This is a genomic window from Nonomuraea sp. NPDC049400 (genome assembly GCF_044466425.1).
Lineage (GTDB): Bacteria > Actinomycetota > Actinomycetes > Streptosporangiales > Streptosporangiaceae > Nonomuraea.
Genome location: NZ_JBITMP010000008.1, coordinates 37,999 through 51,213, shown reverse-complemented (window position 1 = coordinate 51,213; position 13,215 = coordinate 37,999). Strand labels below are relative to the sequence as shown.

The 13,215-nt window shown below is 70.7% G+C and carries 11 protein-coding genes; 5 read left to right on the top strand and 6 right to left on the bottom strand.

Features of this window, described 5'->3' with window-relative positions:
* Positions 1-63: 63 nt before the first annotated feature.
* Together ACIBVN_RS13890 and ACIBVN_RS13885 are read right to left on the bottom strand one after the other, a co-directional pair.
* On the bottom strand, positions 64-696 hold the full coding sequence (locus tag ACIBVN_RS13890) for a DUF47 domain-containing protein (protein ID WP_397136076.1): 633 nt from the start codon (positions 694-696) through the stop codon (positions 64-66).
* Positions 697-744: 48 nt separating this feature from the next.
* On the bottom strand, positions 745-1,695 hold the full coding sequence (locus tag ACIBVN_RS13885) for an anion permease (protein WP_397136074.1): 951 nt from the start codon (positions 1,693-1,695) through the stop codon (positions 745-747).
* Positions 1,696-1,920: 225 nt separating this feature from the next.
* On the opposite strand from ACIBVN_RS13885, the gene purU reads away from it, so the two are divergent.
* Positions 1,921-2,775, top strand: a complete 855-nt coding sequence (purU, locus tag ACIBVN_RS13880) for a formyltetrahydrofolate deformylase (RefSeq protein WP_397136073.1) — start codon at positions 1,921-1,923, stop codon at positions 2,773-2,775.
* A 323-nt stretch (positions 2,776-3,098) separates the two neighbouring features.
* Here purU and ACIBVN_RS13875 read toward each other — a convergent pair whose 3' ends face one another.
* Entirely contained in the window at positions 3,099-5,156 is a 2,058-nt protein-coding gene (locus ACIBVN_RS13875) for a prolyl oligopeptidase family protein (RefSeq protein WP_397136071.1), read from the bottom strand.
* Between the two features lie 284 nt (positions 5,157-5,440).
* Here ACIBVN_RS13875 and ACIBVN_RS13870 point away from each other — a divergent pair, with 284 nt between their 5' ends.
* The 3 genes from ACIBVN_RS13870 to ACIBVN_RS13860 are packed head-to-tail and all read left to right on the top strand — an operon-like array spanning position 5,441 to position 7,001.
* Positions 5,441-5,947 (top strand): HNH endonuclease, encoded by a 507-nt coding sequence (locus ACIBVN_RS13870; protein WP_397136612.1) that lies wholly within the window; start codon positions 5,441-5,443, stop codon positions 5,945-5,947.
* Between the two features lie 45 nt (positions 5,948-5,992).
* A complete protein-coding gene (locus tag ACIBVN_RS13865; protein ID WP_397136069.1) occupies positions 5,993-6,790 on the top strand; it encodes a GNAT family N-acetyltransferase in 798 nt (265 codons plus the stop codon).
* A 4-nt stretch (positions 6,791-6,794) separates the two neighbouring features.
* Positions 6,795-7,001, top strand: a complete 207-nt coding sequence (locus ACIBVN_RS13860; RefSeq protein WP_397136067.1) for a zinc ribbon domain-containing protein — start codon at positions 6,795-6,797, stop codon at positions 6,999-7,001.
* On the opposite strand, the gene ACIBVN_RS13855 is transcribed toward ACIBVN_RS13860, so the two are convergent.
* The 3 genes from ACIBVN_RS13855 to ilvD form a co-directional block, all read right to left on the bottom strand.
* Positions 6,998-7,873, bottom strand: coding sequence for a serine hydrolase (locus ACIBVN_RS13855; protein ID WP_397136065.1), 876 nt, complete (start codon positions 7,871-7,873; stop codon positions 6,998-7,000). The genes ACIBVN_RS13860 and ACIBVN_RS13855 overlap by 4 nt on opposite strands.
* Before the next feature lie 67 nt (positions 7,874-7,940).
* On the bottom strand, positions 7,941-8,435 hold the full coding sequence (locus ACIBVN_RS13850) for a WYL domain-containing protein (protein WP_349452193.1): 495 nt from the start codon (positions 8,433-8,435) through the stop codon (positions 7,941-7,943).
* Between the two features lie 85 nt (positions 8,436-8,520).
* Positions 8,521-10,359, bottom strand: coding sequence for a dihydroxy-acid dehydratase (gene ilvD, locus ACIBVN_RS13845; protein WP_397136063.1), 1,839 nt, complete (start codon positions 10,357-10,359; stop codon positions 8,521-8,523).
* Positions 10,360-10,506: 147 nt separating this feature from the next.
* Between ilvD and ACIBVN_RS13840 the strand changes: the two genes are divergently transcribed.
* A complete protein-coding gene (locus tag ACIBVN_RS13840; RefSeq protein ID WP_397136061.1) occupies positions 10,507-13,203 on the top strand; it encodes an ABC transporter substrate-binding protein in 2,697 nt (898 codons plus the stop codon).
* Positions 13,204-13,215: the final 12 nt, after the last annotated feature.

Below are 13,215 nucleotides of genomic sequence, written 5' to 3'. Positions count from 1 at the left end.
GCGCCGCTGACGTCACGCCGCCCGCGCGGCGTGACGTCAGTGACCGTTGTCCTGGGCGATTCGTCACCGTTTCATCGCGCCGTCGGCAATGGCGTCCGCCGCGTTGCCGATGGCCACCCCGACGATCTCAAGGCGGCGCACCAGCTCCCGCTCCTTCATCGCATCCGCCGTCAGCTCTCCCGAGAAGATGCGCGAGATCTCATACTGGTACATCCGCCGGATGGCCCCGCCGGTCTTCTTAGCCTCCAGGGCGTCCTGGGCCACGGCGGACGGGCGGGAGGCGAGGTCGCGGACGGCGCTCTCCAGGGCTTCGATGCCGACGATGACCTGGTCGAGCATGGGAGTGAAGCGGATCTGGTCGGGGACCCGGTAGAGATGGGATTCGCGGACGAAGTCCCGCAAGGAGTCCAGCACGTCGTCGATCGCACGTGACAACCGGAACAGGTCCTCCCGGTCGATGGGCGTGACCACGGCCGTCTTGAGCTCCTCGATGAGGCTGGCGCGTTCCTCGTCGCCGAGGTGTTCGATGACGCGCATCTGCTCGTGCGCCCCCGTCCTGCCGACCTCGCCACCGATCATGGCCATCGCCAGCCAGGCGCCCTCCTTGGTGGCCGCGAGCTGGCCGAGCAGGGCCCCCGTGAGCGCGCTGTCCATGCGACCGGTCATCAGGTCACGGATCCGCCGCAGCCGCTTCACTGCCCCGCCCCAGCCGAAGAGCAAAGGCGCTTCACGTTCGCCGTCCCTTCATGAGAGTCCCATGCTCGCGAACCCCTTCACGAGCACCGCCAGCGCCCAGCCCAGCAGCGCGCTCGCCGGCAGCGTCAGGCACCAGGCCGCGACGATCTTGACGGCGGCGTACCAGCGGACCCGGCCGCCGCCCTGTGCCACACCGGCGCCGATGAGCCCACCGGCGATGGCCTGGCTCATGCTCACTGGCATACCCACGGCCGCGCACGCGATTACCGCCACGCCCGCGGCCAGCTCGGCCGCCACTCCGTGCGCGGGCCTGGAGACGATGAGCTCGCGGCCGAGCGTACGGCCCGCCTTGGGGAGCCCGTACAGGGTGCCGAGCCCGAAGAGGGCGGCCACCAGCGACGTGTACGGCAGCGGCGCGTCCGAGAAGCCGAACGCGATCATGAAAACCGCCAGCATCTTCTGCCCGTCGTTGGCCGCGTAGGCGACGCTCTGCACCAGGAACCCCGCCTGATGCCAGCGCCACAGCCCATGAGCCGTGGTGCTCATCAGGAGCACCCGGATGAGCACCCAGGCCAGCGACCCGCCCACCAGGGGCGCCGCCACGCCGAACGCCAGCACCAGCAGCACCGACCCCGGCGACACCGGCAGTCCCCAGCCCAGCCCCGCCCCGGTGAGCCCGCCCACGATGGCCAGCGTGAGGCTGGTCGGCCGGCCCTTCGCGCTCAACCAGGCCACCACCGCCAGTGACGAGATCACCGCGATGGTCATCGCCGTCGCCCCGCCGGGCGCGTGGAACGAGGCCAGCCTGGTCACGAACGTCACCGCCACCTGGTGCGTGACCACCGGGACGGTCACCATGAGCAGCACGAGCACGAGGACGCCGGTGGCCGGACGGATCGTGGGCAGCTTGAGCCCCGTGGCGAGGAGAGCGCCCCCATCGTTGACCCCGGACACGACGGCGAAGAGCCCAGCGACCACGATCAGTACGATGGCATCCAAACAGACGCGCTCCATCCCAGCCCACGGGACAACCCTCATAACGGAAGGATCGGGTTGCCCCTCCCAAACCCGTGATGTCCTGATAACTACCCGGGATCGACTGGATGATGGACGATCGGCCGCGGAGCCTCAGTCCGGTACTCTCTGTGATGGCCGCCGGCCCGATCCGTTGCCAAGATCGGCTCAGCGGCGACCGACGACCCGACGCCTGCGAGAGTGAAGGCAATGAGCGGCTCCGCCGAATACATTCTGACCCTGTCCTGCCCCGACCGGCCCGGTGTGGTGGCCGCCGTCTCTGGCCTGCTGGCCGGAAAAGGGTGCAACATCATCGAGAGCCAGCAGTTCGGGGACCGGGTCGGACAGCGCTTCTTCATGCGCGTGCAGTTCGCCGGGGCACTGGGCGAGGACGAGCTCAACGGGGCCTTCGCGGCGCTCGCGCCGGACTTCGCCATGGAGTTCAAGCTTCGCGACGTGGCCAGGAAGCCGCGGGTGCTGATCATGGTCAGCAAGTTCGACCACTGCCTGAACGACCTGCTCTACCGCGTCAGGTCGAAGTCCCTGGACGTCGAGATCGTCGCGGTCGTCTCCAACCATCCCGACCTGCGCCCGCTCACGCAGTCGTACGGGATCGACTACCACCACCTGCCGGTCACGCCGGAGACCAAGCCCAAGCAGGAGGTCGAGGTGCTGGCCCTGGTGGAGCACTACCAGGTGGACCTGGTGGTGCTGGCCCGCTACATGCAGGTGCTGTCGCAGGACCTGTGCGAGAAGCTGAGCGGGCGGGCGATCAACATCCACCACTCGTTCCTGCCGTCGTTCAAGGGCGCCAAGCCGTACCACCAGGCCCACAACCGCGGCGTCAAGCTGATCGGCGCCACGGCCCACTACGTGACCTCCGACCTGGACGAGGGGCCGATCATCGAGCAGGAGGTGGCCAGGGTCAACCACAGCCACTCTCCCGAGGACCTGGTGGCCATCGGGCGCGACGTGGAGTGCGTGACCCTGGCCAGGGCGGTCAAGTGGCACGCCGAGCAGCGGGTGCTGCTCGACGGGCACAAGACGATCATCTTCCCGCGCTAGGGAGTCCGTCGCCGCCCCCGCGTTCACTGGCTCCCGGCTGACGCCACGACGGCGTCGAGGCAGTGAGCACGACCTCCCCGCCCTCGCAGGGCCTCACCGTGCGCGTGACCGTGACGCGGTCGCCGAGCCCGCCGGAGAAGGCCGTGACCCGCCGCCCGGCTCGCCTCCATCGGCGCGCCGAGCGCGAGGATGGGCACGGCCCCCGGCATCGCCGTCTCCGAATGGGGCACGGGGGACGTGCACAGCCGCGTCACGTGGGGCCGCAGCGCAGCGCTGGGGTGGCCTCGACCATGGCCGGCCCCAGCTCGCTCATGCCGCCGAAACTACAGCCCCGTGTGCCGCGCGAGGAAGGTCAGCGTGTCGGCCGACAGGTCGACCGTCCTGCTCACCGACCGCGCGCCGTGCCCCACCTCGGTCTCGTTGCGCAGCAGCACCGGGCGGTCGCCCGCCGAGGCGTGCTGCAGCGCCGCGCACATCTTCCACGCGTGCAGCGGGTGCACGCGCGTGTCGGACTGGAAGACGGTGAAGAGCGTCGCGGGGTACGGCACCGCCTCCTTGACGTGGTGGTAGGGCGAGTAGCCCAGCAGCCAGCCGAACTGCTCGGGGTCCTCGGCCGTGCCGTACTCGACGTTCCAGGTGGCGCCGAGCCCGAACTTCTCGTACCTGACCATGTCGAGCAGCGGCGCCGAGCAGACGACGGCCGCGTACAGCTCGGGGCGCTGCGTCAGCGCGGCGCCCACCAGCAGGCCGCCGTTGGAGCCGCCGGAGATGCCGAGCTGCTCGGGCGTGGTCACGCCGGTGGCGATGAGGTGCTCGGCGGCGGCGTGGAAGTCGTCGAACACGTTCTGCTTGTTGCCGAGCATGCCCGCGCGGTGCCAGTCCTCGCCCTCCTCGCCGCCGCCGCGCAGGTTGGCGATGGCGTAGACGCCGCCGGCCTCGACCCAGGCCAGGACGGACGCGGAGTAGCCGGGGGTCATCGACAGGCCGAAGCCGCCGTAGCCGTACAGGATGGTGGGGCGCGGGCCCGCGGTGTCGTCGTCGGGGGAGATGACCAGCATGCGGACGTCGGTGCCGTCCTTGGATCGGTAGACGACCTGCGAGGTGCGCACGGGGGGCACCTCGACCGCGCCGGGGGAGGACGCCCAGAGCGTGGTCTCGCCCGTCCTGGCGTCGTAGCGCTGGATGGTGGGCGGCGTGGTGTTGTCGGTGTAGCCGAACCACGCCTCGTAGCCGCCCTCGGGCCGCTCGGTGATGCTGCCGATGGAGCCGAGCCCCGGCGTGGGCACCTCGCCGACGCGCTCGCCGGTCTCCAGGTCGTGGACGGTGATCTCGCTGATGGCGTGGCGGGTCCAGCCCACCAGCATGACCGGGCGCTCCAGGTCGTCGAGGATCGCGAAGTCGCTCAGCACCGCCTCGGGGTCCTCGGGGATCAGGTCGCGCCAGTTCTCGAAGGCGGGAGCGGCCGGGTCGGCGACGCACACGCGACCCCTGCGCGCGTCGCGGTCGGTGTGGATGTAGAGCTTGCCGTCGCGGCCGAACGACAGCCCCACCTGCGCGTCCACGCCCTCCTGCACGACCTGCAGGTCGGGCCGGTCGATCGGGGACGCGGTCAGGTCGGCCACCCAGATGTCGTTGCGCGGCGCGGTGCCCTCGTGCGCCGACACCTGCAGCCAGCGCCCGTCACGCGAGACCGAGACGCCGTAGTAGTTGGTCATCTTCAGGCCCTCGCCGAAGATCATCACGTCGTCCTCGGTGGAGGTGCCGACGCGGTGCAGGTAGACGCGGCGGTGGAACTGCTTCTCGTTCTCCGGCACCTCGGTGCTGGGCAGCCTGCGTACGTAGTAGAAGGCCTCCCCGCCGGGCAGCCAGGCGACGGGGGAGTAGCGGCAGCGGTCGATCGGGCCCTCGACCCGCTCGCCCGTCGTGACGTCCAGCACGTAGAGGATCGACTCCTCGTCGCCGCCCACGGAGATCTGGTAGGCCAGCAGCCGCCCCTCCTTGTCGGGCTGCACGGCGTCCAGCGTGGTCAGCCCCGACGAATCGATCGCCATCGGGTCGATCAGAGCCCGCTCGGTCCCGTCCGGCTCGACGACGTAGTAGACGGCGTGCTCCTGGTCGGGCGTGCGGCGGGAGAAGAAGTGGCGCCCGCCGCGCCAGGCCGGCGCGCCCACCGAGCCGGACCTGAGCAGCTCGGCGATGCGGCTCTTGAACCGCTGCTCCCCGCGCTGCCGGCTGAACAGCTCGGCCTGCCCGAGCAGCCATCCCTTCGTCTCGGGACTGTCTGGATCCTCGAGCCACCGATAAGGGTCGGGCACGGGCGTGTCGTGCAGGATGTCGACGGTGTCTTCGCGGCGTGCGGTCGGGTACGGCTCCAGCTTCATGCTGGGAACCCTACTGCCAAAGGACATGCGTAAAGCGCTGGTGAAGCGGGCATAAACCGTATCGCGTGTCCCTCTGGTCCATTCCGGCTGGAGGTTTTTGGGGTGGCGGGGACCACGCTGCAGACGCCAGACTTGGTGACAGGACGGTGCCGTGGTGACCATCCGCTGGACCGTCCGGCGGAGGTCCACGTGACGGAAGCACGAGTGCCCCAGGAGGGGCCGACAGTCGGGACATGCCGCGGCATGTCCCCTTTGATACGCGCGCAGCAGGGAGAGGCCCGATGATGCGCCAGGTCCTGCTGCTCAACGCCACCTACGAGCCACTCACCACCCTCTCGCTGCACCGCGCCGTCGTGCTGGTGCTGCGGGAGAAGGCCGACGTCGTCCACCGTGACGGCAGGGGCGCGGTGCTGCGCTCCGCGAGCCGTACGCTCGACGTCCCCTCGGTGATCAGGCTCCGGAGATATGTCCGGATCCCCTACCGGTCCCGCATCCCCCTGACCAGGGCCGCCCTCATGCGGCGCGACGACTACCGCTGCGCCTACTGCGGGCAGCGGGCCGAGACCATCGACCACGTCATCCCGCGGTCCAGGGGCGGCACCCACACCTGGGAAAACTGCGTCGCATCCTGCACCACGTGCAACCACAGAAAGGCCGACAAATACCTGGAGGAGCTGGGGTGGACGCTGCGCGTCGACCCGTCGGTGCCACGGGGCGCCCACTGGAGGCTCATCGGCGCCTCGCTCGCCGGAGACCCGCAATGGGCGCCTTACCTCGAGGCCGCGGCCTGAAACCGCTTTGTCCCCGCATGCCGATGCCTGACACCATGAGTAGGCATGTGGACCTTAACCTCGGACGTTGAGGAGTACGCCGCGGTCGCCGAGCCGTTCCTGCTCGGCGACCCGGTGCGCAACACGGTCGCGCTCACCGTCCTGGCCAACCTGCGGGCCGGCATGCCCGCCAAGGATCCCCGGTTCGGCTGGTGGAGGGCCGGTGGCGAGCTGCGGGGCGCGTTCTTCCAGACGCCGCCGCATCCCGTCGGGCTCGCCGACATGCCCGTCGAGGCCGTCGCGCCGCTCATCGAGGCGCTCGGCGGCGCGCTCCCGGGGGTGTTCGGCCGGGTCGAGCTGACCGCGGAGGCCGAGCGGGTGCTGGGCGCGCCCAAGCGGGTGGTGCCGGAGCGGCTCTACCGTCTGGGCGCGCTCGCCGTGCCCGACGTGCCGGGCCACGGCAGGCTCGCCGTGCCGGCGGACTTCCCGCTGCTGGTGAGCTGGTATCACGCGTTCGGCGAGGAGGTGGGCATGAGCGATGGCGACGTGGCCGACCGGGTGTCGCGGCGGCTCGCGGCCCGCGAGCTGTTCGTCTGGGAGGCGGGCGGGGCGCCGGTCTCGCTGGCCGGGCTCTCCCCGGCGGCCGGCGGAGTCTGCCGCATCGGCCCGGTCTACACGCCGCCTTCGTGCCGCAGGAACGGCTACGGCGCCGCGGTCACGGCGCACGCCAGCGCGGCCGGCCTGGCGGAGCGCTGCGACGAGGTGGTGCTGTTCACCGACCTCAACAACCCCACGAGCAATTCCATCTACCAGTCGATCGGCTACGAGCCCGTGTCCGACTACGCCCACGTGAATTATTCTTAGGCGCATGCCGCGTTATGACTTCCGCTGCCGCGCCTGCGGCTCCACGTTCGAGGTCTCCCGTCCCATGTCGGCCTCCAACGACCCGGCGACCTGCCCCGAGGGGCACGACGACACGGTGAAGCTGCTGTCCACGGTGTCGATGACGGGCGGCGCGGCCGCGCCCAAGGCGAGTGGCGGCGGCTGCTGCGGCGGAGGGTGCTGCGCCTCCTAGAACACCTTGGCGGCGCTGACGATCTCCTCGGGTCCCGCCAGCGCGTCCACGGCCAGCCGGGAGAGCCGCTCGACCGTGGCGATTCCCGTCTCCATGGTCGGGCTGCGCTCCGAAAGGACCGCGATCAGCAGTTCGTGCCCGCGCACGTGGAGGTGTCCCACGCTGTTGACCGTCCACAGCCCGCCGTGCGCGTCGGCGGGCAGCCACCCGTTCTTGAGCGCCACCTCGCCGCCGGCCGCGCTGACCCCCCACGCCTGCGACGGCTGCACGGTGGACATGAGCTTCAGCGCGTAGCGCCGGTCGCGGGCCGGCAGCGGCCCCGCGGGGTCGGTGAGTTGTTCCAGCACCTTCACCTGGTCGGACGGGCGGCTGAGGGTGGTCCCCCAGTAGAGCCCCGGTCCCGGCTCCGTGTGCTCGAGGCCGAGCCGGCGCAGGGCCTTGGCGAACCCGTCCCGGCCGCCGATCGTCATGTAGAGCTCTCCCGCGCAGTCGTTGTCGCTGTCACGGATCATCCGGGAGGCGAGGTCGCGCTCGTAGTCGCTCAGCCCGCCGCGCTTGGTGAGGAGGAACGCCAGCAGGATGTCCACCTTGGCCACGCTGGCCAGCATGAACGGGGTGCGCTCGCGGAAGGCGTACCTGGTGTCGGTCGTCCGGTCGTAGACGGCCAGCGCCGCGCGACCGGGACGGTCGCGCAGGTAGTGATCCAGGGTCAGGTCGAGAGCGCGCCGTGCGGCAACGGACAGCACGCTCTCGACGACGATCCCGCCCGTCTGCCGGACGGGGGCGACCGGGGGCGGGACGGCTATCGAAGGGCCGGCACAGCCGGCCACGGCCAGGAGGGCAGGGACGAGCGAGAACCTCCGAACACGCATGTGCCGGAGCCTGTCACTCGCCACCCCAAAGGCCGGGGGCGCGGCTGGTCAAGCGCAGGCCAGTTTCTTACGCGGCCCTGGTGCGCTTTCTCCGCTGAAACGGCAGGAACCGGTCAGCCAGGTGCGGGCGGGACGGCGTGAGCGTGGGCTCGACCGCGATGATCCGGTCGAACCTGAACGCCCTGATCGCCCGGCGCATCCTGCACACGCCGACCAGATACCAGTATTCGCGGTGGACCAGGCACGTCACCGGCTCGACGTCGCGCGTGGTGACTGTGCCCGAGGCATCGCGGTAGTGCAGGCGGATCATCAGGCGGCTGGTGATGGCGTCGGCCATGAGCCTGGCCCTGGAGGCGACCTCCACGGGCAGGGGCTCGGTCAGGGTGGTGAGCGTGGTGGCGATGACGTCGTCGTCGAGCTCCAGGTGCTCGAACGCGTGCTGCAGGCCACGCCGTGCGGTGACGGCCTGGGGGCCCGCTCCGAGGTGGGCGAGGGAGAGGGCGAGGGCGGCGATCTCGGCGGTCGTCAGCGGGCGAGTATCGTGCTTCACGACTGTCGTCATACCCCAAGAATAGGGATGAGGACCGACATTTTTCGAAAACCTGTGCGGCAGGTAAGAACCCTGTCGCCTGCCGCACAGGCCGAAGTTACCGCGACAACTGGGTAAGATCGCGCGAGGCGCCGGTGGACGCGGACGTCGTCATCGCCGCGTACGCCTGCAGCGCCGCGCTCACCGGCCGGTTGCGGTCGCGCGGCCGGTATCCGCCCAGGTCCGCGAGGAGCCGCTCGCGCCGCGCGGCCAGCTCGGCCTCGGGCACCCGCAGCTCCATCGACCGGTTGGGGATGTCGATGTCGATGATGTCGCCGTCCTCGACCAGCGCGATCGCGCCGCCCTCGGCCGCCTCGGGCGAGGCGTGGCCGATCGACAGGCCGGAGGTGCCGCCGGAGAAGCGGCCGTCGGTGACCAGCGCGCAGGCCTTGCCGAGCCCCTTGCCCTTCAGGAAGGACGTCGGGTAGAGCATCTCCTGCATGCCGGGGCCGCCCTTGGGGCCCTCGTAGCGGATGACCACCACGTCGCCCTCCTTGACGCGCCCGCCGAGGATGCCCTCGACCGCGTCGTCCTGCGACTCGAACACCACCGCGGGGCCGCTGAACTTCCAGATCGACTCGTCCACGCCGGCCGTCTTCACCACCGCGCCGTCACGCGAGATGTTGCCGTAGAGGATGGCCAGGCCGCCGTCCGCGGTGTAGGCGTGCTCCAGGTCACGGATGCACCCGGCCGCGCGGTCGAGGTCGAGGTCGTCCCAGCGGTTGTCCTGCGAGTACGCCTTGACCGTGCGGACGTTGCCGGGGGCCGCGTGCCACAGCTCGACGGCCTCGGGCAGCACCGTCGGCGACTTCGCGTCCCAGGAGGCCAGCAGGTCGGCCAGCGTGCCGCCGTTCACGGTGGGCACGTCGCGGTGCAGCAGCCCGGCCCGGTCGAGCTCGCCCAGGATGGCGGGGATGCCGCCGGCGCGGTGGACGTCCTCGATGTGGTACTTGGCCGTGGCCGGGGCGACCTTGCAGATGCACGGGACCCGCAGCGAGAGCTCGTTGATCTCCTTGAGCCCGAAGTCCACCCCGGCCTCGCGGGCGGCGGCCAGGATGTGCAGGATCGTGTTGGTCGAGCCGCCCATCGCGACGTCGAGCGTCATGGCGTTCTCGAACGCGTCACGGGTGGCGATCGAGCGCGGCAGCACCGACTCGTCGTCGTCCTCGTAGTAGCGGCGGGTGATCTCGACGAGCTGCCGGCCCGCGTCCTCGAACAGCTTCTTGCGCGCCTTGTGCGTGGCCAGGATCGTGCCGTTGCCCGGCAGCGCCAGCCCGATGGCCTCGGCCAGGCAGTTCATGGAGTTGGCGGTGAACATGCCGGAGCACGAGCCGCAGGTCGGGCAGGCGCTCTCCTCCAGCTCCAGCAGCTCGGCGTCCGAGACGGAGTCGTCGGCGGAGGCGATCATGGGGTCGATCAGGTCGAGCTTCTTGCCCAGGGCCTTGCCTGCCTCCATGGGGCCACCGGAGACGAAGATCGTCGGGATGTTCAGCCTGAACGCGGCGAGCAGCATGCCCGGCGTGATCTTGTCGCAGTTGGACACGCAGATCAGCGCGTCGGCGCAGTGCGCGTTGACCATGTACTCCACGGCGTCGGCGATCAGCTCGCGCGACGGCAGCGAGTAGAGCATGCCGCCGTGGCCCATCGCGATGCCGTCGTCCACGGCGATCGTGTTGAACTCCCGCGGGATCGCCCCGGCCTCCCTGATCGCCGCGGACACCACGTCGCCGACATCCCTGAGATGCACATGACCCGGCACGAACTGGGTGAAGCTGTTGGCCACCGCGATGATCGGCTTGCCGAAGTCGCTCCCGGCTACGCCGGTCGCCCGGAGCAGGGCCCGGGCACCGGCCATATTCCTGCCGTGGGTGACTGTACGTGACCTGAGGGCGGGCATTGCGCATCTCCCATCGCTAGCGAGTCTTCACATGTTACGGCCACCTGCCCGGCACCTGAGACGCGTGTCCACACATCGGACAGTTGGTTACCGGATCGAGCCCGAAAAAGACGCCGTCCGCGGCCGGACTCGTGTTACAGAGATCAAATGAGCAACGGGGCAGTCATGCTCGACGATCCCGCCAGGATCGGCAACTTCATCCATACCTTAGACCGCCTGTGCCGCAGGCCGGCCAGGGGCGAGGGGGTCCAGGACTCGCCGCACGCCGCCAGGCAGCCGCTGCTGGCCAGGTGGCGGGAGGGGAAGGACAAGAGGCAGCACATCGACCGCATGGGGATCCCGCTGGTCGAGCTGAGCGAGGCAGGCGACTGGCCGGAGATCCTGACGCCGCAGGGGCGGCAGTCCGTCCACGTCATCTCGCCGGGGATTCCACGTGCGCGCCCCGACATCCAGCCGGGGGAGCCGGTGCCGGAGACCCTCTCCCGGATCGTCACCGCGCTGCGCGGCACCAGGCTGCGCTTCCCCCGCTACGAGCTGACCGCCCAGCTCGTGGCGCGGCTGGCCGAGTCCCACGGAAACGTGGACCAGGCACGGCGTGTCCTGCGCGAGTCCGACCGCAACTGGGGATGGGGCGTCGACACGGCCGACCGGGGCGCCGAGCACGTCCCTTTCCCGGTCAACCTGTTGCTCAAGCTGTTACCCGGCTTCCTGCACGACCTGCGGCTCAGCGGGCGCGTGCCCGGCCTCGGCGGGCGCTTCCGCTGGCTGCGGCGCGCGTTGTCGCAGGACGACCCCAAGCCGCCCGGCGTCGTGGCCCTGCTGGCCGACCTGGACCCGGGCGACGAGCGGCGCGTGTCGCGACTGCTGTTGCGCGCGTTCATGGACGACCTGATCAGGCAGTACCGGCGCTCACCGCTGCACGTGCGCGGGGCGGGCCACGTCTTCTACCCGCTCCTGCTGCTCAACGAGAACGGCGGGGGGCTGGTGGAGCTCATCGAGGAGCGGCGCGCGGACCTCGGCAGGTTCGACCCGGTCGTGGTGGTCTCGTACAAGTCCGACGCGGTTCTCCTCGAGGACGACGAGGAGCCGCTGTGGCGGCTCATCCGCTGGCGGCGCGAGCTCGTCACGGCCGAGGACCCCGCCTCCTGGCGGCGCGTGCTCGACACGCCGCTGACCATCTCGGCGCCGCCCGCCCCCTCTGACCTGTCCAGGTACGACGTCACGGACGCCACCTGGGTGCCGCCCGCCCGCATGGCGCCCTGGTGGTCGTCGTGGACGGCCATCGCGCTGTTCTGGATGGCGCTGGCCGGCGCGGTCGGCGCGTACGCGGGCCAGACCGCCGCCTGGCACCGGACCGCCTGTGCCACCGGCCTGTGGACGCCGTGGACGGAGAGCGGCAGGCAGCTGGCCGGCACCGAGTGCGTGGGCGTGGCCGAGCCCAGTTACCTGTTCTCGCCGGGCAACGCCGAGATCCGGCAGGTCCAGACCGTGCTCCAGCGGGAGAACGAGCGGGCCGCCCAACTCCACGCGGCCAGCGAGCGGCCGTACGTGACGATCGTCTACCTGGCGGCGCTGACCTCGACGGACCGGGACACGCTGGCCGCCGCCCGCGAGGGCCTGGCGGGCGTGGCCATCGCGCAGAAGCGGCAGAACGGCTCCGCGGGGCCCAGCGAGCCGCTCGTCCGCATCCTGCTCGCGAACGCGGGCGGCAGGATGCAGCACGGCTCGAGCATCGCCAGGCTGCTGCTGCGCTACCGCGACGAGGAGGCGCCCATCGTGGGCGTGGTCGGGCTGGACCAGAGCCGCCAGGAGACCGTCGCCGCCATCCAGGAGTTGGGCAAGGCCGGGCTGCCGATGGTGGCCTCCACGCTGTCTGCCGACCGCCTCGTGAACGAGTCGCCGTTCTACTTCCAGGTGGCCCCGCAGAACTCCAGGCAGGCGTGGATGGCGGCGGCCTTCGCCGACTCGCTGGTCAAGAAGGGTGAGGTGGCGCGCAAGGCCCGGGTGTACTACTCGCATGACGTGACCGACTACTACGCCTCCAACCTCAAGAGCCGGGTCCTGGCCCGGCTCGAGGAGCGCGGCTTCGCGGTCGAGGGGTTCAGGTTCACGCCCGTCGGGGGCGCCAAGCCGGGTCCCGAGGACAGGAGCGACGACGCCTACGCGGGGGAGCCCAGGGACGCCGGGGTGTCGGCGTGCGGGTTCGACGGTCTGGTGTACTTCGCCGGGCGTGGCATTCCCGACTTCGCCGAGTTCGTGAAGGGCGTGGCCGACAAGTGCGGGGGCGCGCCGCCGGTCATCCTCGGCGGCGACGACGTCACCAGGTACGTCGCCGACGTGCGGGTCAGGTCGGAGGTCAGCGGTGTGGGGTACTACTACGAGTCGTTCGCCGCGGCGCCGAACAAGTGCGGCGAGCCGCAGCGCCATGACTTCTACGCGGACCTGTTCGCCACGTTCCCGTTCGAATGCAAGGAGCCGGGGCCGGGGCGGACGCTGGACGGGCACGCCGCCCTGACCTACGACGCCACGGAGACGATGATCACCGCGATCCGGCGGCTCGGCAAGGAGCGGCACCGCGTGCCGGTGAACTCCTACACCGTCTGGCGGCAGCTCGGCACCCTGCACACACCGGACGAGAGCGGGCACGCCATCGAGGGCGCCACGGGCGCGCTCGACTTCGGCGCGGGCTCGCCCCGGCAGTACCCGCTGGACAAGGCCGTGCTGATCCTGTACGCCAAGGGCGCCGAGCGGCCCACCCAGGTCGGAGTGTGCGGCGACATCACCAGGGCCGGTCGGGGCGAGTTCTTCCCGTGGTGCGGCTCGATCCCGGAGATCTACCGCTAGACCCGCGGGAGA